We start from the raw sequence: 23,894 nt of genomic DNA, 5'->3' as shown, positions 1-23,894 counted from the left end.
CCGGCAGGCAGATGGTCAAGACCTTTCACGAACTGAACAGCGGCAAACCTGATCCGGAACCGGCAGCACCGGCGCCGGGCAGTTCGCTGTTTGCCTCGCTGGAAGCGCGCAAGCTGGGTCAGACCACCACTGCCGTTCCGCCCGTCCAACCTGAAAACGCCGCGCCGCCCAAGCCGGTATTCCGTCCCGCCGTGCATGCCGAAGTCACCGCCGAGCAGCGCGCCGGGGTGGAAGCCGCCGTGCGTGAGCTGAATCTGGATGACTTCATCTTTGCTGACGCCGAGATTTCCCGCATCCTGCTGCTGCAGGACAGCATCCGGCTGGATGACCCGACCTATGTCGGCGAATTTGGGGGCGACCTCAGCCTGTTTTCCGACAACATCCTCAACCGTCTGGCGGAAATTTCCCAAAGCCAGTATCCGGCGCAAATCCGTCATTATCTCGGAGCCATCCTGCAACTGACGCGCAAGGTGAACCTGGATGCGCTCCGGGAAAACACGGGGGGCGGTTTCCTGCGCTCGCTGTTCACGCGCGGCGTCAGCGACCGCGAGGGTTTCCGCCAGCTGGAGCACGAGATCACCGCCATTGCAGCCAGTTGCCTGGAGCGGCTGGCGCTGCTGAAAAAGGCGCAGCAGGCCTTTGTCGACCTGCTGGAAAAGAACGAGCTGCAATTCCGCGCCATCACCACGCAAATGGTTGCCGGGCAGCTGTGCGCCGCCCGCGAGCGGCGGCAGCTGGAACAGGAAAATCCTGTCGAGGGCGACTTCTTCGCCCGCCAGCAGCATCAGGACCGGCTGGACGCCCTCGCCCGCTTCGAGCGCCGCCTGCACAACCTGTCGCTGTTGCGGCACACGGTGTTGCTGCGCATGAGCCAACTGCGGCTGGAACAAAAAAACACGCATTCGCTGATTGACCAGACCCACGAAACCATTACCTTGGTGATTCCGGCCTGGCGGCAGCAGGTCATGGCGCTGTTTTCCGCCTCGGCGGGCGACAGTCAGGCCGAGCTGTATTCCAGGCTCGAATCCACCCAATTGGCCTTGCAGGAACGCCTGCAGGCCATCAACGCTGACAAGGACATCCCATGAGCTTTAAGCCCGTTTCCCCGTTCCAGACGGCGCCCGCTAATCCGGCTCCGGCGGCGGACGCAGTGAACCTGCCGCCGGTCGCCGCCTCCGCCGCGACACCGCCGATGGTGGTCGAATCGGCCGCCCCCGCCGTGGCCGCCATTGATGTGGTGTTCGAGCGCAATCGCGAGCGTCTGCAGCAGGCCGGCACCGATGTCGACAGGTTGCGGCAGGAAGTGGCGCGCATGGCGCAGTCCTTCGATCCAAAACAGACCAACGCCGTGCACCAGCTTGGCGCGCGCGCCGGGGAAAAGATTGTCCAGTACTCCGACAAGCTGCTGACGCAGGTCAAGACCAAGGATATGGACGGGCTGGGCGAGAAGTTGCAGGAAGTGGTGCTGCTGGCCAAGGGCATCAATGTGCAGGCGCTGGTGAAGAACAGCGGCTCCGGCTCGAAGATTCCGCTGATCGGCGGGTTGATCGACTCCTTCCGCATGGGCAAGGAAAAGCTGCTGGGCAAATACGACACGCTCAGCAAACAGATGGAAAAGCTGGTCGGCGAAATCAGGATGTCGCAAACCCGGCTCGATACCCGCATCCGCGACCTCGACCAGGTTTATGACTTCAATGTCGAGGAATACCACAATCTGGACTGCAACATCCTGGTAGGTGAAATCAAGCTGGAGGAACTGCGGCAGGAGCTGGCGCAGCGTCAGGCCGCCCCGGCCGCCAGCGACCCGATGGAAGCGCAGCAGCTGGCCGACCTGCAAGACCTGATCACCCGCCTCGACAAGCGTGTGCACGACCTGCGCACCATGCAGATGGTGGCGGTGCAGACCGCGCCGATGATCCGCATGGTGCAGTCGAACAACCGCATCCTGATCGACAAGTTCCGCAATTTGCAGGAGCTGACCATTCCCAGCTGGAAGAAACAGTTCACGCTGGCCATCGCGCTGATGGAGCAGCAACAGGCGGTGGAGCTGACCCAAAAGATCGACGACACCACCAACGAACTGATGCGCCGCAACGCCGACCTGCTGCGCCAGAACTCGATCAATACCGCCCGCGCCAACCAGCGCTCGGTGGTCGATATCGAGACCCTGGAACACGTGCAGCAGACGCTGATTTCGACCATGGAAGAAGTGGAACAGATCCAGCGCGACGGCGAGCAGTCACGGCAGCAGGCCGCCGGACGCATGGAAGAAATGAAGGCGGAACTGATCCAGCGCATGAACGGCGGCTAAGCCCCGGATACCCCATTTTCTGATAAGGAGACCCTGATGGCTATCAACCTGAAGAAAGGCGACGGCATCAACCTGACCAAGACCGAACCCGCGCTGCGCAACATCCGCGTCGGGCTGGGCTGGGACAAGCGCAGCGGCGGTGGCGACTTTGACCTGGATGCCTCGGTGTTCATCTGCCGGCTGAACGCGGCCAACGAGCCGAAGCTGATTGCCGACGAATATTTCGTGTTCTACAACAACAAGCAGTCACCGGATGGCAGCGTCATCCACTCCGGCGACAACCGCACCGGCGATGCGGGCGGCGATGATGAAACCATCCGCGTCAGCCTGGACAAGATCCATGCCGATGCCCGCGAGATTTCCTTCATCGTTACCATCCATGACGCGGTGGCGCGCGGCCAGAACTTCGGCCAGATCCAGAACGCCTATATCCGCCTGTATGACGATGCCACCGGCCGTGTGGTGGCGGAATACGATCTGGATGAAATGTTCTCGCAGGAAACCGCCGTGCAATTCGGCTCGTTCTTCCGCCAGAACGGCGAATGGTCGTTCAAGGCCGTGGGCGCAGGCTACCGCCTCGACCTGGGCGATTTCGTGGGCGGCTACCAGTAAGCCGATCCCTGCCGGGAGCCGGTCAATCCGGCTCCCGTTTTCCCCGCTGACCGTTTATCCCCTCGTCGCCTTTTCACAATTCTTCCGCTGGTTTTCCCGCCACCATCCGCCGGTTTTTTGCGGAGTCGATGCGGCTGCCGGTCATCGGCTGGCCGGAGTTATCCCGATTTTTGTCCGCCGCTGTCCTGTGCGAAAAACAGGCGAAGTTTAAGATTCACAGCACGCTTTGTGACACACACCACAATAATCCGTTTGAATGAGGGGACTCTCATGCAAAAAATGACCGCCATTGCCGGCCTGCTGGGCCTGATGATCGGCTCCGCCGCCGTTGCCGACAGCATTTCCGATTACAACAACAGCTGGGTGGGCAAGGCCAACGCCATGCAACGCAAGCTGGACATCGCTTCGCCGCTGAAGGACAACAACATCATCGGCACACACAACAGCTATAACTCCGCGGTTTACCGCGATGCCGACAGCTATCTGGACCCGCAACAGAAATTCTCGATTTACGACCAACTGCGTCTGGGCGCACGCTTCATCGAGCTGGATGCACACTGGACCGCGCACACCAACGGCTGGCCCTGGCAATGGGGCAACGACCTGCTGCTGTGCCACTCCGGCATCGGCGCCAGCATGGGCAGCTGGCATCTGGGTTGCAGCCTGACCGACCGCTTCGTGCGCGACGGCATGCAGGAAGTGCGCAACTGGCTGGACCAGAACAGCAATGAAGTGATCATCCTCTACATCGAGGACCACACCGACGGCCACCAGTCGGAACTGCTGAAGGTGTTGAACGACAAGCTGGGCGGGAAGATTTACAGCAGCGGCGGCTGCAAGGCCATTCCCGATACGCTGACCAAGCAGCAGGTGCGTCAGGCGGGCAAGCAAGTGGTGCTGTGGAAGGATGGCGGCTGTTCCAGCAACGGCAGCCTGGCGTCGCTGGCTTACACCAGCCTGGGCAATGTCGACCGCATCTGGGAAGACGGCACCATGATCGGCTACATCAACGGCCTGCTGAACGGCGGCGTGGACCGTATCACCGCCGCCGATGTCACCACCGCCTTCAAGACCGGCGGCAACATCGTCAACCTGGACCAGTTCACCAATACGGACGGACGCTTGGCCGCAGCGGTCTGGAGCTGGGATGTGGGCGAACCGAACAACTACAACGGCAACCAGGATTGCGCCGTGCAATGGGGCAACGGCCGCTGGGACGACACCGAGTGCAGCAACAGCTATGCCTATGCCTGCCACCAGCCCGGCACCAACAACTGGGCCATTACCGGCCAGACCGGCACCTGGAGCGGCGGCGCGGCGGCCTGCGCCCTGCTGGGCAACGGTTATGTGTTTGACGTGCCGACCAACAGCCTCGACAACGAGAAGCTGAAGGCGGCGAAGAACGGCGTCAGCACGGTGTGGCTGAAGCACAACGACATCGCCACGGAAGGAAACTGGATCATTCCCTGATCCGGAAGCGCTAGGCCTTCAGCCGGAACCAGTATTCGGGCCGGCTGTCGGTGGCGCGGGCATTGACTTCAAACTTGCCGCAGGCGCGGATCAGGCTGAGCAGGTTGCGGGAACCGTACGTGGCTTCCAGCGCCGACATCTCCTGCGGCATCGACTTCGACAGGCGGTGGGACACGTCGAACACCGGCACCCATCGCCCTTCCCCCGTCGCCATGCGGGCGTAATCGTCCAGCACCCGGATCAGGGTTTCATGCTGGCTCAGCAATTCTTCAATCGGTTTTCCATCCAGAATGGCGGCCCACTCCTTCATCGCCGCTTGCTGGTTCTTCACCAGCGTCTGCAAGCGTTCGACTTCCGGCAGCAGACGATCCATCTGACCGTCCAGATAAACCACGGCCTGTAGCAGACTGTCGGCGGACGATAGCTGGCAACGGGCCAGAAATTCAAGCATGAGCTCCTGGCGATATCCGGCCAGGGTGATCAGCAGTCGTTTCCGTAAATCCTCAAATTGGGCTTCTTCATTGGTGCGCGGCGAGAACTCGCCATAGGCCGCCAGAAAATTGAGCATGGCCTCCACCTGCTGGAACAGGATGATGTTGCGGCCGACCTTTTGCTGGACATCCGCCTTGAGTATTTCGATCCGGTTTTCCATAGCCATCGTCGATTTCATTGTTATTTCGGAGTTATGCCTGAATCTTAGCTGCAAACGACGGCAAAAATGCGCTACCCGTCTGCAAATTTGATGCGTCCGGCGACCGTCATAAAAAAAGCGGCCCGCAGGCCGCTTTTCGTTTCAGCGAAAAACGGACGACTTAGGCGGCCGGCTTCTCGATGATGGCGACAACGCCCTGACCACCTGCCGCGCAGATGGAAATCAGGCCGCGACCGCTGCCCTTCTCGTTCAGCATCTTCGCCAGCGTGGCGATGATGCGGCCGCCGGTGGCGGCAAACGGATGGCCGGCGGCCAGCGAGGAGCCGTTGACGTTCAGCTTGCTGCGGTCGATCTTGCCCAGCGGCTTCTTCAGGCCCAGACGTTCCTTGCAGAACGCCGGATCTTCCCAGGCCTTCAGCGTGGACAGCACCTGCGCGGCAAAAGCTTCATGGATTTCATAGAAATCGAAATCCTGCAACTTGATACCGGCACGATCGAGCATGCGCGGCACGGCATAGGCCGGAGCCATCAGCAGGCCTTCCTTCTTGTGCACGAAGTCAATGGCGGCGACTTCGCTGAAGGTCAGGAACGCCAGCACCGGCAGGTTGTTGGCGGCGGCCCACTCTTCCGAGGCCAGCAGCACCACGGAAGCGCCGTCGGTCAGCGGTGTGGAGTTGGCGGGCGTCATGGTGGCGCCTTCACCCTTGCCGAAGCAGGGCTTCAGGGTGGCCAGCTTTTCCAGGGAGATTTCAGGACGCATGTTGTTGTCGCGGCTGAGGCCCTGGAACGGCGTGATCAGGTCGTTGAAGAAACCGCGCTCGTAGGCGGCGGCCATGTTCTTGTGGCTGTTGAAGGCCAGCTGGTCCTGCTCTTCGCGGGAAATGTTCCATTCCTTCGCGGTGACGGCGCAGTGGTCGCCCATGGACAGGCCGGTGCGCGGCTCGCCGTTGCGCGGCTGTTCCGGCATCAGGTGCTTGGGACGAATCTTCAGGGCGATCTTCAGACGCTCTTGCGTGGTCTTGGCGCGGTTGAGTTCCAGCAGGATCTTGCGCAGCTTGTCGTTGACGCCCAGGGGCGCGTCGGAGGTAGTATCGACACCACCGGCGATGCCGCAGTCGATCTGGCCGAGGGCGATCTTGTTGGCGACGAGGATGGCGGCTTCCAGGCCGGTGCCGCAGGCTTGCTGGATGTCATAGGCCGAGGTTTCCGGGGCCAGCGAGGTGCTGAGCACGGCTTCCCGGGTCAGGTTGAAGTCGCGGCTGTGCTTGAGCACGGCGCCGGCAACCACTTCACCCATGCGCTTGCCTTGCAGGTTGAAGCGCTCGATCAGGCCGTTCAGGGCGGCGACCAGCATGTCCTGGTTGGACACGTTGACGTAAGCGCCGTTGGAACGGGCGAAGGGAATGCGGTTACCACCAATAATTGCGACACGACGAACAGTCATAACATCCTCCGGGATTTTTCTACCATGCCAGCTTAACAATGCTGATACAAAAGGGCATTGGCTGCGGCGCGGGGCGTAGTCTGCCACAAGGCAAATGCGGCCACGAGGGGCTTTTGCTAGTCTTCACCCGTCAAAGTGGCGAAAGCTGACCAACGGCATCAATTTTGGCCGTCGGCTTGATCGCGGACTCTCGCCAAAACCGGTGTTTTGGTCTAGTCTCCCGCCGCAAAAGCCCCACCCGCCGGGGCGCACCGTTCAATTGTCCACTACCAGGGGAACGTCATGAGTGACCGTTATCAAGTATTTGCGAATTCCGCCCTCGGCCGTATGCTGATCCGCAACCTCGGCCTGCCCGCTCCGTTGGCCCTGGACCGTTTCGACCCCTCCAAACCGCTGGTGAACGGCCCGGTGCTGCTGGGCGCCGCCCCCGGCGGTGAACTGGTTGCTCCCCTGTCCCACGTGCTGAAGAACATTCACGCCGAAGCCTACGCGGGCGCCCAGGACCACGTGCATCGCGCCGCCGCCGACGCCGGCCTGAACCTGCGCATGTACAACGAAGACAAGGGCCAGAAGTTCAAGGCCTACGTGTTCGACGCCACCGGCATCATGAACAGCGACCAGCTGGTCGAGCTGTACAACTTCTTCCACCCGATCGCCCGCCAGCTGCTGAACAGCGGCCGCGTGCTGGTGCTGGGCCGTACCCCCGAGCTGTGCGCCTGCCCGAAGCACGCTACCGCCCAGCGCGCGCTGGAAGGCCTGACCCGCGCCATCGGCAAGGAATTCAAGAAGGGCATGACCTCGCAGGTCGTGTATGTCGCGCCGGGCGCGGAAGACCAGATTGAATCCACCGTGCGTTTCTTCCTGTCCGCCAAGTCGGCCTATGTGTCCGCCCAGGTGGTGCGCGTTTCCCCCAGCGACACCAAGCCCGCCATTGACTGGTCGAAGCCGCTGGCCGGCAAGACCGCGCTGGTGACCGGCGCCAGCCGCGGCATCGGTGAAGCCATTGCCGACGTGCTGGCCCGTGACGGCGCGCACGTGGTCTGCCTGGACATTCCCGCTCAGGAAGCCGACCTGCAACGCGTCGCCGCCCGCATCGGCGGTTCCGTGCTGGGTCTGGACATCACCTCCGCCGAAGCGCCGCAGAAGATTGTCGACCACTTCAAGGGCAAGGGCCTGGACATCATCGTCCACAACGCCGGCGTCACCCGCGACAAGACCCTGGCCAACATGACCCCGCAGCAATGGGGCCTGGTGCTGAACATCAACTTGTCCAGCGAAGAGCGCATCAATGACGCCCTGCTGGCCAACAACGTGCTGAACGCCAACGGCCGCGTCATTTGCGTCTCGTCCATCAGCGGCATCGCCGGCAACATGGGCCAGACCAACTACGCTGTCTCCAAGGCCGGTGTCATCGGCATGGTGCAGTCCATGGTTCCCGTGCTGAAGGACAAGGGCGTGACCATCAACGCCGTGGCGCCGGGCTTCATCGAAACCGCCATGACTGCCGCCATCCCCTTCGCCATCCGCGAAGCCGGCCGCCGCATGAACTCGATGTCGCAAGGCGGTCTGCCGGTTGACGTCGCCGAGACCATCGCCTGGTACGCCAGCCCCGCCTCCGCCGGTCTGAGCGGCAACGTGGTGCGCGTCTGCGGCCAGAGCCTGATCGGGGCTTGATGTCCGGAACCGGAGGGACCCTGCAGAGGGCGCACGGCGTGCGCCCTCTGCAACGAACACCATCCCTCTCCCGCTTATGACAGTATGTTCACCCCCAAAGGGCGCACGCAATGCGCCCCTACGACCCACCTGTTACGGGGCCAAATGATGACCACCCTCAGTTTCCAGAAACTCCCCTCCGGCCTGTCCCTGTACCCCAAGGCCTTGATCAACAGCTACAAGGCCAAGAAGGGCGGTGACCTGCCGGACCTGAAGGCCAGCCTCAGCGCCGTCGGCATCGACCGCCAGCACCTGGCGGCCTACAACGCCGTCTGCGGCTTCGGTCAAAGCGACGTGCTGCCCGCCACCTACCTGCACATGCTGGTGTTTCCACTGCAGATGGCGATGATGGCCGATGAATCCTTCCCCTTCGCGCTGCTGGGACTGGTGCACATCGCCAACCGCATCACCCAGCACCGTCCGGTCAATGCGGCCGAAATGGTCAATGTCACCTGCGAATTCGGCGCCCTGAAGCCGCATGACAAGGGCGTGCAGTTCGCGCTGATCGGCAAGGTTTATGTCGGCAACGAACTGGTGTGGACGGAAGAAAGCGTCTACCTGCGCCGCCAGGCCTCCGGCGGCGGTGCGGGCAAGAGCGAGAAACCGGCCGAAGCCAAGTCCAACGCCAAACCGGATTTCAACGCCATCTGGGACATTCCCGGCGACATCGGCCGTCAATACGGCGCGGTGTCCGGCGACCGCAATCCGATCCACCTCTACAACTTCACCGCCAAGCTGTTCGGCTTCCCGCGCGCCATCGCCCACGGCATGTGGACCAAGGCGCGCAGCCTGGCCGCCTATGACGGCCGCCTGCCCGACGCCTTCACGGTGGACGTTCAGTTCAAGCTGCCGGTGCTGCTGCCCGCCAAGGTCGCCTTCCAGTCGATCCCCAACGGCAAGGGCGCGTTGTTCTCCCTGGCGGATGCCCGCAGCGGCAAACCGCATCTGGCGGGAACGATTACCGCTCTGTAAGCTCGGAAAACAGCTATACCCTCCTGCAACGCAGGGGGGAGGCCCGAAGGGGCCAGGGGGGTCAAGGGCGGTCGCCTGAACACGTTCTCCGTACTCAGGTCATGTTACATCCACCGCCTGCAACCCCCCGGCCCTCCCGGGCCTGCCCCCCCTGCCTTGCAGGAGGGCGTCACCCCATAACAACAGGCTCACACTCATGACCTACACCATCCACGGCCGCTACGAGTCCAACTTCGAACCCCTGGCCGACGTCTTCCTGCAGCAACTGCCGAAATCGCCGCGCAAGGGCGGTCAGGCGCTGACGGTTTACCATCGCGGCGTGCCGGTGGTGGATATCTGGAGCGGCGTGCGCGACAAGGCCGGAACGCCGTGGCAGGCGGACACCATGAGCATCAGCTATTCCACCACCAAGGGCGTGCTCAGCACGCTGGCGCACATGCTGGTGGATGAAGGCGTGCTGTCCTACGACACCCCCATTGCCCGCTGGTGGCCGGAATTCGCCGCCAACGGCAAGCACGGCATCACTCTGCGCCACGTGATGACGCACGAATCCGGGCTGTACCACATCCGCCAGATGATCCAGAACGCCCGCGAAATGCTGGACTGGCCTCACATGCTGGAAGTAATTGCCGCCGCCAAACCTTACCACGCCCCCGGTGAGCGCGTCGGCTATCACGCCCTGACGTATGGCTGGATTGTCGGCGGCCTGATCGAGAAAGCCACCGGCCGCCCGCTGGCCGCGCTGCTGGATGAAAAGCTGGTGCAACCGCTGGAACTGGACGGCTGCTATATCGGCGTGCCCGACAGCGAGCTGCCGCGCTGCGCCGAGGTCATCGGCGCGGCCCGTTACAACCCGAATCCCAAACCGCCGTCCAAGGTGGCCGTTTGGCGACAAAAACTGATCAGCAACGCCCTCGCCCTGACCGGCTTTGACGACACCACTTCCGCCGACGCGCTGATACCGCGCGGCATGAGCCGTTTCTACCTGGACGAACCGGAAAGCCTGCAGGCCTGCATCCCCGGCGCCAACGGCGTCTTCACCGCCCGCTCGCTGGCGCGCATCTATGCCGCGCTGGCCAACGGCGGCGAACTGGACGGCGTGCGCCTGCTGTCGGCGCAGCGACTGGCCGAAGCCACCCGCGTGCACAACCGCCAGCGCGGCGACGTGGTGCCGATGGCGATGAACTGGCGACTGGGCTACCACCGCATCTTCACCACCTGGCCGAAAACCCCGCACGCCTTCGGGCATTTCGGCTACGGCGGCTCCGGTGCCTGGGCCGACCCGTCACGTGATCTGGCGGTAGCGTATACCGTGAATACCGGCAGCGGCTCGCCGATGGGCGACCTGCGCATCATGCGCATCAATACCGCTGTGATACAGTGCGTGGAAAGCTGATACCGCGAGGAACTCACGACATGGCCATGTACACATTGGGCGACCGGGTGCCGCAACGCGGCAACCTGTTCTCGAAGACGGTCGGCGCGGCCATGTTGAAAGCCATCGGCTGGCGCGTGGTCGGCGATTTCCCGAACGTACCCAAGGCGGTGATGGTGGTGGTGCCCCACACCTCGAATTTCGATGCCTACATTGCACTGGCGGCGACCTGGGCCATCGGGCTGGACATCACGATGATGGTGAAGCACACCGTGTTCGTGTGGCCGTTCGGGCCGTTGCTGCATGGTTTGGGTTTCTCGCCGGTGAACCGGGAAGACGCGAAGAACCTGGTGGGCGTGTCTGCGCGGAAGTTCCGCGAAACGGACAAGCTGATCATGGGCATTGCGCCGGAGGGGACGCGGCATAGTGCGAAGCAATGGAAATCGGGCTTCATGCGGATTGCGCTGGAGGCCGGGGTGCCGGTGATGATGACGGGCTTTGATTACCGGAAGAAGCAGGTGATTTTTCTGGGCCGGTTTGATCCGACCGGGGATATCGAGGCGGATATTCCGAAGATCATTGCGATGTTCAAGGAGGTTTATCCGCGGATTCCGGAAAGGTTGTCGGAGCCGTTGAAGGAGATTCAGGGGAAATAACGGGTTTGTCTGTTTCGTTGGCGAGGTTAAGTTACGAAATCCAGTAGAGGGCTTTTGCAGAGGGCATAACCTTGAGTTTCCTGCATCGGTCCAATCTACTTGCTGACTACATCCTTATCATCAAACTTCCTTCAATTGGACGAGGAGGTTCTCCCGGCGAATTGCTCATATATCCAATACACTTACCCTCTTGCCTTGCATTTTCAAAATATTGTCTGACCAACTTAAGGAAAATAAAGAAGTCCGGAAATCCACTCCATTCACTATCCAGTTCCTTCTCAGTAATTACTCTCTCCATTACCTTAGAGGCTGCACTCCTAATATTCGCCACCAATTCTTCAGACTTTTTACCAATCCATATTTCAACCGCCATCAAGTCGCTGATGGGTTCTAATTTTTCATTCAAGATAGCATCGAAAAATAAATCTATGCTTTTTATAACCTCGGCAATCTGCTCATCATTAAATTTTTCTATCCGACAACATTCTCCGAATGCCTGATTATAATCACCCTCTGAACAATACAATTGCCTGAGAAAACTCAGAGACTGAAAGCCCTGAAAATAATCCATATAATAGCTTACGGCCCGACCAAGCCAATCATTCCTTGAATGCGAAATAAACCATATATCCTCTGGCTGCCCCTCATAATCAATTGTACGTAAGCCTTGAGCGGTCAATAGATCGACCCGATACATAGATAAAACAACCCTGTCACGCCTATCCGAATCCGAGCATGCAAAAAATATAATATTTCTATGAATCGCCATATTTTCATCCTCTGAAAACAAGAAAAAGTTTGCTATATTCTCTGTTTCATCACTTTAACCAACCGAATTTGCGGAAAACCCGGTTGATAATGAAATCCATCCAAAACGAAGCCCGACCTCAAGCCGCCGGCATCTCCAACTTCTGATCCGCCACAATCACCCCGTTATTATCCGCGTAGATGAAATCCCCATCCTCAATAATCACCCCGCCAAACGACAACCGGATCCCCGTCTCGCCAATCCCCCGCCGCGTGCTCTTCATCGGCATCGAATTGATCGCCTGCACCCCCAGGTCCAGCTGCGCCAGCGCATCCACATCGCGCACGCAACCGTAAATGATCACCCCTTCCCACTCATGCTTCACCGCACTGGCCGCAATCAGGTCACCCAGCAGCGCGCAACGCAGCGAACCGCCGCCGTCCACCACCAGCACCTTGCCTTTGCCCGGCGTCGCCAGCAGTTCCTTCACCCGCGAATTGTCCTCGAAACACTTCACCGTCACCGCCTGACCGCCAAAGGACTTGCGCCCCCCGTAATTGCGGAACATCGGCGTCATCACGCGCACATCGGGATAGGCATCGCACAGGTCGGGGGTAACGTAATCCACCATGATTCACTCCATCAGGCAAAAGCGGCCGACGCCGCCAGCATGTCATCGTAGTAATAAACAGCAGGGTTCTCTTCCGGGGCGGGCAGATTGGCCACCGCCACCATCGCCGAGGCCACCTGCTCGCCGCGAATGGGTTGCACGGTGCGCAACGGCCCGCGCAAAAAGGGTTCCACCAGCGGCATCAGCTTGGCGGCCAGGTTTTCACCCAGACGGTTTTCCCCGCGTTCGCCCAACAACAGCGAAGGCCGGAAAATGCTTAAACGCGGGAATTCCAGCGTGGTGATATCCTTTTCCAGCAAACCCTTCACACGGCTATAGAACACCAGCGACTTGGGAAACGCGCCCAGCGCCGAGATCAGCAGGAAATGCGTGCAGCCGTTCTGTCGCATGGCATGGGCGAACTCCAGGTTATAACCGAAATCCACCTTGTGAAACTCGCTCTTGCTTCCGGCCTGTTTCAACGTGGTGCCCAGGCAGCAGAAAGCGTCGTCGGCATGCAGGTTCACGATCGAGGCGGCCAGATGGTCGAAATCCACCACCAGGTTTTGCAATTTCGGGTGCGGCGTTACCGGCTTGCGGCTGACCGCAATCACCTTGTCGTACACCGGCAAGGCCAGCAGTTTTTCCAGAACCTGTTTCCCTACGAGTCCTGTGGCTCCTATCAGAATCGCGGTTTTTCCGCTCATGGAGATGCCCTGTAAAACAGCCAAAGGAAGGGTTGGATTATGACCTCTGACGCGGATTTCGCAATAGTCTTCTAGAAGGCTGATGATTCAGGCCCGTGGCGCGATCCGTCTAGCAAAGCAAGCATTTGCTTGGTATGATCCCGACCCATGCAGATAGCCCCCTTCGTTACACAGGATACTGACCATGTACACAGGCATGAATTTCGGTTTTGACGACACCCTCAACCAGCTGCGCGATACCGTGCGCCAGTTCGCCCAAGCGGAAATCGCGCCCCGTGCGGCGGAGATCGACTCCAGCAACCAGTTCCCCATGGACCTGTGGCAGAAGATGGGCGCGCTGGGTCTGCATGGCATGACCGTGTCCGAGGAGTTCGGCGGCGTCAACATGGGCTATCTGGCGCATGTGCTGGCCATTGAGGAAATCTCTCGCGCCTCCGCCTCGGTGGGCCTGTCTTACGGGGCGCACTCCAACCTGTGCATCAACCAGATTTTCCGCAACGGTACTGACGAGCAGCGCGCCAAATACCTGCCGAAGCTGATCAGCGGCGAGCACGTGGGCGCGCTGGCGATGTCCGAGTCCACCGCCGGTTCCGACGTGGTCAGCATGAAGCTCCGCGCCGACAAGGCCGACGGCGGCTATGTGCTGAATGGCACCAAGATGTGGATCACCAACGGCCCCGATGCCAGTACCTATGTCATCTATGCCAAGACCGACCTCGCCGCCGGTCCGCACGGCATGACCGCCTTCATCGTGGAACGTGACTGGAAGGGTTTCAGCCGTTCGCCGAAGCTGGACAAGCTGGGCATGCGCGGCTCTAACACCTGCGAGCTGGTGTTCAATGATGTGTTCGTGCCGGAAGAAAACATCCTGGGTCGTCTGAACGGTGGCGTGAAGGTGCTGATGAGCGGGCTGGATTACGAACGCGTGGTCCTGTCCGGCGGTCCCATTGGCGTGATGCAGGCCTGCATGGACATCGTGGTGCCCTACATCCACGAGCGCAAGCAGTTCGGCCAGGCCATCGGCGAGTTCCAGCTGATCCAGGGCAAGGTGGCGGACATGTACACCAAGCTGAACGCCTCCCGCGCCTACCTGTACGCCGTGGCGCAAGCCTGCGACCGTCAGGAAACCGCCCGCAAGGACGCCGCCGCCGTTATCCTCTATACCGCCGAAAACGCCACGCAGATGGCGCTGGACGCCATCCAGATCCTGGGCGGCAACGGCTACATGAACGACTGCGCCACCGGCCGCCTGCTGCGCGACGCCAAGCTTTATGAAATCGGCGCGGGCACCTCGGAAATCCGGCGTATGCTGATCGGACGGGAATTGTTCAAGGAAACGGCCTGAGTGTCGTAGGGGCGCACTGCGTGCGCCCTGTCAGCCCCAAAACGCTGTCTGTTTGTTCGCGAGGGCGCACGCCGTGCGCCCCTACAAATCGTCAAATGATCCGGTATTCCGCCATGCCCATCCTTTCCACGCAGCTGAACCCCCACAGCCCCGGTTTCCAGGAAAACGCCGCCGCCCTGCGCGCGCTGGTAGATGACCTGAAAGCCAAGCTCGCCTACATCGCCCAAGGCGGCGGTGATGAGGCCGTGAAGCGCCACAAGTCACGCGGCAAGCTGACCGCGCGTGAACGCATCAATACCCTGCTCGACCCCGGCTCGCCGTTCCTGGAACTGTCGCCGCTGGCGGCCTTCGAGGTCTATGGCGATGAGGATGTACCGGCCGCCGGGCTGGTGGCTGGTATCGGCCGGGTGGCGGGCATTGAGTGCATCATTGCCGCCAACGACGCAACCGTGAAGGGCGGTTCCTACTATCCGCTGACGGTGAAGAAGCATCTGCGCGCGCAGAAGATCGCCGAGGAAAACCATCTGCCCTGCATCTATCTGGTCGATTCCGGCGGCGCGAACCTGCCGCGTCAGGACGAGGTGTTCCCGGACGAGCAGCATTTCGGGCGTATCTTCTTCAATCAGGCCAACCTGTCGGCGCAGAACATTCCGCAGATCGCGGTGGTGATGGGTTCCTGCACCGCCGGCGGCGCGTATGTACCGGCGATGGCGGACGAGGCGATCATCGTCAAGAACCAGGGCACCATCTTCCTGGCCGGACCGCCGCTGGTGAAGGCGGCGACCGGGGAAATCGTCAGCGCCGAGGATCTGGGCGGCGGCGAGTTGCACGCGCGCATTTCCGGCGTCACCGACCAGCTGGCCGACAATGACGAGCATGCCCTCGCCCTCGCCCGCGCCGCCATTTCGCACCTGAACCGCCGCAAGCCGGAACAACTGGCCATGCGCGCGCCGGTCGCTCCCCGTTTTTCGGCGGAAGAACTGTACGGCATCATTCCCAAGGACCCGCGCCAGCCTTTTGATGTGCGCGAGATCATCGCCCGGCTGGTGGACGATTCTGCCTTTGACGAGTTCAAGCCGCTTTACGGCCCGACGCTGGTCTGCGGCTTTGCGCACCTGTGGGGCTATCCGGTGGGCATCGTCGCCAATAATGGCGTCTTGTTCAGCGAATCGGCGCTGAAAGGCGCGCATTTTGTCGAGTTGTGCAGCCAGCGCGGCATTCCGCTGGTGTTCCTGCAAAACATTACCGGCTTCATGGTCGGCAAGAAATATGAAGAAGGCGGCATCGCCAAGAACGGCGCGAAGATGGTGATGGCCGTGGCCTGCGCCAAGGTGCCGAAGTTCACGGTGGTGATCGGCGGTTCCTACGGGGCCGGCAACTATGGCATGTGCGGCCGCGCCTACAGCCCGCGCTTCATGTTCATGTGGCCGAACGCCCGCATCGCGGTGATGGGCGGCGAACAGGCCGCCGGGGTGCTGACCGACGTGAAGAAGGCGGCGATGGCCAAGCGCGGCGTGCACTGGACGCCGGAGCAGGAAGCGGAGTTCAAGCAGCCTTACGTCGACAAGTATGCGCGGGAATCGCACCCCTACTACGCCAGCGCGCGCTTGTGGGATGACGGCGTAATCGACCCGGCGCAAACCCGCGATGTGCTGGGGCTGGCGATTTCGGCGTCGTTGAACGCGCCGATTGAAGACACGAAGTTCGGCGTGTTCCGGATGTGAGGTGACGAGATGCTCCAACATGAACTGGATTCACGCGGCGTCGCCACCCTCTGTCTGGACCGCCCGCAACTGCACAACGCCTTCGACGACACCCTGATCGCCGAGCTGAACCGCGTGCTGACCCATTACGCCGCCGATCCCGCCGTGCGGGTGCTGGTACTGCGCTCCAACGGCAAGAGCTTTTCCGCCGGGGCCGACCTGAACTGGATGAAGCGCGTCGCGCAATACGACTTTGACGACAACCTGCGCGACTCTCAGGCTTTAGCCGAGCTGATGGAACGCATCTACCGCTTCCCGGCTCCGACCGTGGCCGTGGTGCAAGGCCCCGCCTTTGGCGGCGGCGTCGGGCTGGTCAGCTGCTGCGATATCGCCATCGCCAGCACCAGCGCCAGCTTCTGCCTGTCGGAAGTGAAGCTGGGGCTGGCCCCCGCCGTGATCAGCCCCTACGTGATCGCCGCGATGGGCGCGCGTCAGGCGCAGCGCTATTTCCTCACCGCCGAGCGCTTCAGCGCCGACACCGCCTGCCAGACCGGGCTGGTGCAGCAAGTGGTGGCCCCGGAAGTGCTGGATGACGAAGCCGACACGCTGGTCAATGCTCTGCTGGCCAACGGCCCGGTGGCCTTGGCCGCCTGCAAGCAGCTGATCCATCGCGTCGCCGAAGCCAGCACCCCCGAAATCCGCGACTATACCACCCACCTGATCGCCACCCTGCGCGCCGGCGCTGAAGGGCAGGAAGGACTGAAAGCCTTCCTCGACAAGCGCCCCGCCAACTGGATTCCGACACCATGATCAAGAAACTGCTGATCGCCAATCGCGGCGAAATCGCCTGTCGCGTCATCCGCACCGCCCGCAAGCTGGGCGTGCGCACGGTGGCGGTGTACTCCACGGCGGACGCCCGCGCCCGTCATGTGCAAATGGCGGATGAAGCCTATTGCATCGGCCCCGCGCCGACCCGCGAAAGCTACCTGCGCGCCGACAAGATCATCGACGTGGCCAAACAGTGCGGCGCGGACGCCATCCATCCCGGCTACGGCTTCCTGTCCGAGAACAGCAGTTTCGCCGCCGCCGTCGCCGAGGCCGGGCTGACCTTCATCGGCCCGTCGGCCAGCGCCATTGCCGCGATGGGCGGCAAGTCACAGGCCAAGTCGCTGATGCAGCAGGCCGGGGTGCCGCTGATTCCCGGTTATCACGGCGAAGCGCAGGATGAAGCGACGCTGGTCGCCAAGTCGCTGGAAATCGGCCTGCCGGTCTTGCTGAAGGCATCAGCGGGCGGCGGCGGCAAGGGCATGCGCGCCGTGCATGCCCAGGAAGAACTAAAGGAAGCGATCCAGGCCGCGCAGCGCGAAGGCCTGAGCAGCTTTGGCGACAGCCGCCTGCTGGTGGAAAAGCTGCTGGTGAAGCCGCGCCATGTGGAAGTGCAGGTGCTGGCCGACAAGCATGGCAACTGTGTTTACCTGTTTGACCGCGACTGCTCGCTGCAACGCCGTCACCAGAAGGTGGTGGAAGAGGCGCCAGCACCCGATCTATCACCGGAACTGCGTCGCGCCATGGGCGAGGCCGCCGTGCAGGCCGCCAAGGCCATCGGCTACAGCAACGCCGGAACCATCGAGTTTCTCGTCGCCAACAATGCCTTTTATTTCATGGAGATGAACACCCGTCTTCAAGTGGAACATCCGGTCACGGAAATGATCAGCGGCCTGGATCTGGTGGAATGGCAACTGCGCATCGCCAGCGGCGAGCCGCTGCCCTTCAGCCAGAACGACCTGAAACCGAACGGTTGCGCCGTGGAAGTGCGTCTCTACGCCGAAGACCCGGCGCATGACTTCCTGCCGCAGATCGGCCGCCTGACCCGCTTCAGCTACCCGCAGGGCGCGGACTGGCAGCGCGTCGATACCGGCTTCCAGAGCGGCGACGAGATTTCCCCGTACTATGACCCGATGCTGGCCAAGGTGATCGCCTGGGGCGAAACCCGCGAGCTGGCCATCACCCGGCTGGTGCAGACGCTGGCCGGGATGCGCGTCAGCGGCCTGCGCCACAACCTGAGCTACCTGCAACGCGTGCTGTCGCATCCGGACTTCATCGCCGGGCAGCTGGATACCGCTTTCCTGATCCAGCGTCACGACGATTTGCTGAACCGCCAGAGCCCGCATCACCACGCGGCGCTGCTGACGGCGGCGGCCTGGTTCTTCACGCAGCAGCAATCCGCCACCGCGCAGCGCGGCGATGCCTCGCCCTGGGCCGGGCTGGCCAGCTGGCGGCTGTGCGGCGATAACCATACCCACCTGCGCCTCAACCTCAACGATGAAGTGTGTGAGCTGGACCTGACCCCGACCGCCGACGGCTTCCACTGGCGTAAGGGTGAACAGGAAGGCTGCTTCAGCTTCTCGGAGTTCGAGGAACAGTTCGTGTGGCAGGATGACCGCAACCGCGTCGCCTTCAACGTCACCATCGACCACCACGGCCTGCAGCTGACCCACGAAGGCTTCCTGTGGCAATGCAGCCTGGTGGAGCCGTGGAAGCACGCCAAGGGCGCGGATGACTGTCATGCGGGATATCGCGCACCGATGACCGGCCGCATCACCGCCGTGCTGGTCTCCGCCGGTCAGTCGGTGAAGAAAGGCGAGGCGCTGGTAGTGATGGAAGCGATGAAGATGGAACACCGCATCACCGCCAAGGAGGACTGCGTGCTGTCGGAAGTACGCGTCAGCACCGGCGACCTGGTGCAGGACGGCCAGGTGCTGCTGGCCATCGAATAAACCGGTTCCCCCTGCCGCGTCACCCCGAAGCCCGGCCCTGCGCCGGGCTTTTTCTTGCCTGTTCACCTGCCGTTCGTCGGAAGACCAATGGTATTTGGCCGCCAGAATCCCGCGTTTTTGACTTAAAGCGACTTCGCGAATTCATTTAAATTTGTTTCAGAATTCACCAACCCCTTGGCGCGCCTGCCTTCAGGGGGTTCACTACCCTCATGTACCCCGTAAATTTGATGTCGTTTATCAGCTATTGACGGTAAGCCACTAATTTCTATAGATTCGCACTCGTAACAATTTGACACATACTGGTCAATACGGGCCACGGACATTTGGTTACAAAGTCTCGGCGGGGGGAAATTCACGATGGTTCAAGGACTTGGTTGCCTTCAAGCGTTTTGTCATGAATTCAGAAAGGACTATTCCGGAATTCTTTCTTATACTGCCCTCACAGACACGCTCAACCACACAAAACGGTGAAGCAAATATGATTATAACAACGCGTGCGTGCCCCCATTGCGGGTTCTTCCTGAGACAGATCGGCAACAATACGGAACATGTGCTTTGCCCTAACAACTACTGTTCCGAGAAGTTCTCCGACTGCTGCCCACGCTGTGATTCCAGCAAGAAGGAAGTGCGCCTGGTGCGGGTTGGCCTGACCGCCTTTACCTGCCTGGACTGCGGCCAGGACTGGGATAACGTCAAGACGACGGGTCTCCCCTCCTCTTCCAACCTGATTGTATTGCGCTTCCCGCAGCGGGCGACCGGCTCCTGACGGCATCGTTTCAACTTTCCCGCTATACCCGAAAGCCGGACTCCTTCCGGCTTTTTCATGATTGCTGTGTGGCCTGCATGTGGTCATTGTGGATGAAGCCGACAGCGTGCTGATTGACGAAGCGCGCACGCAATAGCATGGAAATCGTGTCTGACCCCTTTTGCTAGCCCTCAAACCAATGGTTCAACCTCATCGTTAAGATACTGAACCAGTTTCTGGAATTCACCCTGCATCATAGGCATTCTATTAGCCCCGCCTCCCATAAGCTTCGCAGCATCTAATTCCACAACCAATTCATCAAAGCGAGGGTTACCCGCCAGCCAAGCCACAATGGCACAGTGAGGCAAATAGAAAAAACTTCTGAGCTTTTTACCCAACCGGGTATCAGGCGCATTCATCAAATAATCCAAACCCTGAATCTTTTTTGCCATATTAACCACAGGGAGAATACCTTCTTCCAGTTGCCGTTTTTGTTCTAGAATCTTCTCCTTAATACTCATCCCTTTATACCATTCGGTAGAACTAGCAAAAAATGCATCGACGTTAGCATGGAAAACTCGCTCAGAAATTTTTGAAAAATCAAATTCCTGATAAATACTCCAGACTTTTTCACTAAAAATCTCTACACTTAGCCTGGTAAAAAAACACCCTCGAAGATCTCCATAAGAAAGGCCAATTGATTGCTTTTCCGATACACCTTCAACTTCACGACTGTAAATTAGATACATATCGTCCGGCTTGCATCGTGTTTCATCCAATTTAAAACCTTCCCTTGCCAATAAGGGCAGTAAAGTCGGCTCCACCAGACTCCGAAACTTCTTCAACGTCCGCGGCTGCTCCGGATCATCCGTATTCACCAACCGCTTCAACTCATCCCAATCACCCGCCTTTGTCTTGGGCAGCACCTGCCCGCCGGGCAGCCACGCCATCATCCAGTCTTCCAGCAACACCACCAGCCCCAAATGGCTGGCCGTTTCCACCAGAAAAACAACCATCGACTCGTAGTCACCCCGGTAGGTAACCTCCAGTGACAGAATGGCCAACTCCCGGCCCTGCACCCAATCCACAAAATCGAGATAATTCGGAAACTCATCCGGATTGGCCACGGCATGCGCCTGCACCTGGCGGGCAAACTCCAGCAGCAACGGCGTGGGCTGGCCTTCGGATTCGTCATGGTCTCGTGCAGTGTCCAGTATCTTTGCAAACGACTTGGGCTGGCCCAGAACCGCCGGATCCCAGATGTCAATTTTGGCTATGGCTGTGCTCATGTGTTCTGCCTTTCCTGCTTTTTTATGATTTGATGATGTGGGCAAATCGTATCCGATAATGACGTTCCGTTAACCGGGCAAAGGATCGCAAATGCACACGATTGTCACTTCTTCACCAACAGCCCGGCCATATATTCTAAACCTACCGGTACATCTGAATGCACCTCCATCCACTCCGCCCAGACCATCGTCCCTGTTGGCAGACTAACCTGCTCACTACCGGCAGCACCGTCACTGCCAGCGACTGGCTAGAACACAGGAAAAAAGGGGGTGTACACTTTTATTCTATTCAAGCCCCGCTCTAAGATAATCTATTAGTTTAGGAAGTTCGCTTTTATATGTTTTATCATCCCCCCCTCCCATCCAACCAGTGTTGCCGCGTTCACTCGCAGCGGTAGCGATTTCAACATACTTCTCGAAATCAGGGTTTCCTGTCATCTTTGCTGTAATCAATTTTGCAGGGTAAGGGTACAGGAAATAATCCAAGAACCGAGACCGAAAGCTACCATTAAATATGGCATCAACATCTGAAAGTGTTCTGATTTCATCAAGCAATGGAAAATAAATTTTCTCCAACTCACTGAAAAATATACTCAAATCCTCGTTTGCATATATGCTTTTATTTTCATCGCATTCGAAATCACGAATCATCCTCCCGGTAAAATAAAAAATATCCCCCGAAGAATTGCTTGAGGGAAAGTCAAACATGCCAACTATATTTCGATACCACTTATTATAAAATAATGTTTGAATTGTTATAGAATAAGCCCCGCCCGCAGGCTCTATTAAAAGATAGAAATATTGTTGCCCAAAATCCACTTCACGAATAAACCCTTTAGAGTTATTTAATGACTGGATTCTTGAAGAATAGGGTACCTTCCCTGGTCGAAAACCATGTCTCATTGCCATATTTCGTACAACAGAGTTCACATGCTCCTTAAATGCCTTGAGGCCTTTAGGAAAACCCTTTGTCAGAGCATCAGCCTCTTGCCATGCGGCCTCAAACAACGCCCGATGATCCGATGGATAAGTACGTCCATCCGGTAGGAATATCGTCCCCATCGGACCATACATCACCGGCAACCCGCGTTCAGCCGCACACTCCACCACCAATCGCAGTGCAGTAACCCCATCTCCCCCTAATCCGGGGTTGAAAACAGCACGGCAAACACCCGAGGCCCATTCAACAACATCACGGTAATAATCCAGCAAGGCATCATCAGGCTCGCGCTGTGCCTGCAATGTCGCCAGCAGGTGCTCGGCGAATGCCACAAACTTCGGATTGGTTGGCGCGGCCGTGACCATTAATTCATGAACAAGGGCAAATGCTTCTTCAAAACCGGAGGGAATGCCACCACTGGTAGAAGGATCCCATAGAAAAACATCAACGCTCATTTCATCTCCCTCATGCTCACGAAGTAAAACATCCAGAACCTGCCTCGAAACCACCGACAAGCATCCGTTGATAGCAACTGCTAACGCTGATGCGATACATCGAACTTAACCCCGTCCGGGCCGGAATGGTAGCCCAACCCGCTGGCTATCCCTGGAGCAGCCATGCGCGATATGCCGCCGGCCAAACAGGACTGAACGCAGACTGGCCGAGAGCAAGGGATAATCGTGTCTGACCCCTTTTGATCTTTGATCCGTTTGATCCGTTCCGGCTTTTTCCATGGCGTTCCGACCGTCTTGTGCAGTGGATTTGTAAGCACCACGCTGTTTGGCCTCCTGCCGCATTGACTTGAGCCCGCCTTCCCGCACACTCCGCACAGTATTTTTTCCGCTTACCGGCCGCGGTTCCAGGCCAGTCTCTCCGAGGTAAACCATGAAAATGCTCTGGGCCTTCCTGGCCATCATGCTCACTTTCACCCTGACCATGGAAACCGCCGAAGCCAAGCGCATGGGCGGCGGCAAATCCTTCGGGCGCAGCTACCAAACCGCGCCTGCCCCCAGCCGCAATAGCGCCGACGCGCCCTCCCGCCAGCAACAGACCATGGCCGGTCAACCGGGTCAAGGCTCCCGCAAGGGGCTGATGGGGGGATTATTGGGCGGCCTGCTGGTAGGCGGCCTGTTTGCGGCGCTGTTTGCCGGGGGTGCCTTCAACGGTTTGCAGTTCATGGACATCCTGCTGATTGGCGTGCTGGCCTTCATCATGGTCAAGCTGATCAACGCCTGGCGGCTGCGGCGCAACGCAACGCCCACCGCGCCGCAACGGCCAGCGCCCACGCAGCCGGTGCTGGCGGGCACCGGTTCCGGCCCGCAGGTCAAGGTTCCCAGCCTGTTTGAATCGATGGGCGGCGCGACCGCTTCAACCACGCCCGTGCGCGCATCGACCCCGGATATTCCCTTCAAGCTGCCGCTGAACTTCGATACCCCGGCCTTCCTGAGCAGCGCCAAGGACAATTACCGCTTGCTGCAGGACGCCTGGAACCGCAACGATCTGACCAAACTGCAGCAATTCGCCGCGCCGGAACTGTTCAACGAATTGCGTAACGAGCGCGCCGCGCTGACCGTCGCGCCGCAAACGGAAGTGCTGAGTCTGGACGCCGAGCTGGGCCGCGCCACGCAGATGTTCGGCGTCGCCGAGATCAGCGTCCGCTTCAGCGGCCGCTACCGCGATGTAAGCGAAGGCGTGGAAGAAGACTTTGTGGATGTGTGGCATCTGGAACGCGACTGCACCCAGGACAACACGCCCTGGGTGATCACCGGCATCCAGTCGGAATAACCGAACCATGAACATGAAAAAGCCCCGCCGATGCGGGGCT

21 protein-coding genes and 1 pseudogene are annotated in these 23,894 nt (G+C 59.8%); 15 read left to right on the top strand and 7 right to left on the bottom strand.

Translation table 11 applies throughout. The annotated features are described in order from the left end of the window. Positions 1-11 precede the first annotated feature (11 nt). The 4 genes from EV700_RS09045 to EV700_RS09030 all read left to right on the top strand — a co-directional run bounded on the left by EV700_RS09045 (position 12) and on the right by EV700_RS09030 (position 4,393). On the top strand, positions 12-1,088 hold the full coding sequence (locus EV700_RS09045) for a toxic anion resistance protein (protein ID WP_130412945.1): 1,077 nt from the start codon (positions 12-14) through the stop codon (positions 1,086-1,088). Continuing rightward, positions 1,085-2,311, top strand: a complete 1,227-nt coding sequence (locus EV700_RS09040; RefSeq protein ID WP_130412943.1) for a toxic anion resistance protein — start codon at positions 1,085-1,087, stop codon at positions 2,309-2,311. Before EV700_RS09045 ends, EV700_RS09040 begins: the two co-directional genes overlap by 4 nt. Before the next feature lie 36 nt (positions 2,312-2,347). After that, the gene (locus EV700_RS09035; RefSeq protein WP_130412941.1) at positions 2,348-2,923 is read left to right on the top strand and encodes a TerD family protein; all 576 of its coding nucleotides are present in this window, start codon (positions 2,348-2,350) and stop codon (positions 2,921-2,923) included. 270 nt (positions 2,924-3,193) lie between these two features. Further along, on the top strand, positions 3,194-4,393 hold the full coding sequence (locus tag EV700_RS09030; protein WP_130412939.1) for a phosphatidylinositol-specific phospholipase C domain-containing protein: 1,200 nt from the start codon (positions 3,194-3,196) through the stop codon (positions 4,391-4,393). Positions 4,394-4,403: 10 nt separating this feature from the next. Here the strand turns inward: EV700_RS09030 and EV700_RS09025 are convergent, their stop codons facing one another. Together EV700_RS09025 and EV700_RS09020 are read right to left on the bottom strand one after the other, a co-directional pair. After that, on the bottom strand, positions 4,404-5,051 hold the full coding sequence (locus tag EV700_RS09025; RefSeq protein ID WP_130412937.1) for a hypothetical protein: 648 nt from the start codon (positions 5,049-5,051) through the stop codon (positions 4,404-4,406). 154 nt (positions 5,052-5,205) lie between these two features. Then, positions 5,206-6,486, bottom strand: a pseudogene (locus EV700_RS09020) (acetyl-CoA C-acetyltransferase); the annotation flags it as partial. Positions 6,487-6,771: 285 nt separating this feature from the next. Between EV700_RS09020 and EV700_RS09015 the strand changes: the two are divergent. From EV700_RS09015 to EV700_RS09000, 4 genes are all read left to right on the top strand, one after another. Next, a complete protein-coding gene (locus tag EV700_RS09015) occupies positions 6,772-8,163 on the top strand; it encodes a 3-oxoacyl-ACP reductase (protein WP_130412933.1) in 1,392 nt (463 codons plus the stop codon). A 144-nt stretch (positions 8,164-8,307) separates the two neighbouring features. Further along, on the top strand, positions 8,308-9,174 hold the full coding sequence (locus tag EV700_RS09010; RefSeq protein WP_207224625.1) for a MaoC family dehydratase: 867 nt from the start codon (positions 8,308-8,310) through the stop codon (positions 9,172-9,174). Positions 9,175-9,370: 196 nt separating this feature from the next. Continuing rightward, the gene (locus EV700_RS09005; protein WP_130412931.1) at positions 9,371-10,570 is read left to right on the top strand and encodes a serine hydrolase domain-containing protein; all 1,200 of its coding nucleotides are present in this window, start codon (positions 9,371-9,373) and stop codon (positions 10,568-10,570) included. A 20-nt stretch (positions 10,571-10,590) separates the two neighbouring features. After that, positions 10,591-11,205 carry a 1-acyl-sn-glycerol-3-phosphate acyltransferase gene (locus EV700_RS09000; protein WP_130412929.1) on the top strand — a complete coding sequence of 205 codons (615 nt, stop codon included), beginning with the start codon at positions 10,591-10,593 and terminating at the stop codon, positions 11,203-11,205. Positions 11,206-11,311: 106 nt separating this feature from the next. Here the strand turns inward: EV700_RS09000 and EV700_RS08995 are convergent, their stop codons facing one another. From EV700_RS08995 to EV700_RS08985, 3 genes are all read right to left on the bottom strand, one after another. Continuing rightward, the gene (locus EV700_RS08995) at positions 11,312-11,974 is read right to left on the bottom strand and encodes a hypothetical protein (protein ID WP_130412927.1); all 663 of its coding nucleotides are present in this window, start codon (positions 11,972-11,974) and stop codon (positions 11,312-11,314) included. Between the two features lie 118 nt (positions 11,975-12,092). Then, positions 12,093-12,584: a ribonuclease E activity regulator RraA gene (gene rraA, locus EV700_RS08990; protein ID WP_130412925.1), complete on the bottom strand. Its 492-nt coding sequence runs from the start codon at positions 12,582-12,584 to the stop codon at positions 12,093-12,095. A gap of 11 nt (positions 12,585-12,595) precedes the next feature. Further along, entirely contained in the window at positions 12,596-13,270 is a 675-nt protein-coding gene (locus EV700_RS08985; protein ID WP_130412923.1) for an NAD-dependent epimerase/dehydratase family protein, read from the bottom strand. Positions 13,271-13,454: 184 nt separating this feature from the next. Here EV700_RS08985 and EV700_RS08980 point away from each other — a divergent pair, with 184 nt between their 5' ends. From EV700_RS08980 to EV700_RS17305, 6 genes are all read left to right on the top strand, one after another. Further along, on the top strand, positions 13,455-14,615 hold the full coding sequence (locus EV700_RS08980; RefSeq protein WP_130412921.1) for an isovaleryl-CoA dehydrogenase: 1,161 nt from the start codon (positions 13,455-13,457) through the stop codon (positions 14,613-14,615). A 113-nt stretch (positions 14,616-14,728) separates the two neighbouring features. After that, positions 14,729-16,339 (top strand): carboxyl transferase domain-containing protein, encoded by a 1,611-nt coding sequence (locus EV700_RS08975; RefSeq protein ID WP_130412919.1) that lies wholly within the window; start codon positions 14,729-14,731, stop codon positions 16,337-16,339. A gap of 9 nt (positions 16,340-16,348) precedes the next feature. Next, entirely contained in the window at positions 16,349-17,128 is a 780-nt protein-coding gene (locus tag EV700_RS08970; protein WP_130412917.1) for an enoyl-CoA hydratase-related protein, read from the top strand. Continuing rightward, entirely contained in the window at positions 17,125-19,095 is a 1,971-nt protein-coding gene (locus tag EV700_RS08965) for an acetyl/propionyl/methylcrotonyl-CoA carboxylase subunit alpha (RefSeq protein WP_130412915.1), read from the top strand. The genes EV700_RS08970 and EV700_RS08965 overlap by 4 nt, the downstream gene beginning before the upstream one ends. Before the next feature lie 550 nt (positions 19,096-19,645). Continuing rightward, complete coding sequence (locus tag EV700_RS08960; RefSeq protein WP_130412913.1) at positions 19,646-19,861, top strand: hypothetical protein; 216 nt, start codon at positions 19,646-19,648, stop codon at positions 19,859-19,861. A 61-nt stretch (positions 19,862-19,922) separates the two neighbouring features. Continuing rightward, positions 19,923-19,997 (top strand): hypothetical protein, encoded by a 75-nt coding sequence (locus EV700_RS17305; RefSeq protein WP_130413650.1) that lies wholly within the window; start codon positions 19,923-19,925, stop codon positions 19,995-19,997. A gap of 34 nt (positions 19,998-20,031) precedes the next feature. On the opposite strand, the gene EV700_RS08950 is transcribed toward EV700_RS17305, so the two are convergent. Together EV700_RS08950 and EV700_RS08945 are read right to left on the bottom strand one after the other, a co-directional pair. Continuing rightward, positions 20,032-21,129, bottom strand: coding sequence for a hypothetical protein (locus EV700_RS08950; protein WP_130412911.1), 1,098 nt, complete (start codon positions 21,127-21,129; stop codon positions 20,032-20,034). A gap of 285 nt (positions 21,130-21,414) precedes the next feature. After that, positions 21,415-22,524, bottom strand: coding sequence for a hypothetical protein (locus EV700_RS08945; protein WP_130412909.1), 1,110 nt, complete (start codon positions 22,522-22,524; stop codon positions 21,415-21,417). A gap of 430 nt (positions 22,525-22,954) precedes the next feature. On the opposite strand from EV700_RS08945, the gene EV700_RS08935 reads away from it, so the two are divergent. Continuing rightward, positions 22,955-23,854 (top strand): Tim44 domain-containing protein, encoded by a 900-nt coding sequence (locus EV700_RS08935; RefSeq protein WP_130412907.1) that lies wholly within the window; start codon positions 22,955-22,957, stop codon positions 23,852-23,854. Positions 23,855-23,894: the final 40 nt, after the last annotated feature.

Origin of the sequence: Fluviicoccus keumensis, from assembly GCF_004217445.1 — a bacterium.
GTDB lineage: Bacteria > Pseudomonadota > Gammaproteobacteria > Pseudomonadales > Moraxellaceae > Fluviicoccus > Fluviicoccus keumensis.
Note: the sequence above shows the minus strand (reverse complement) of the source record. Positions and strands in the feature narration are given on the sequence as shown.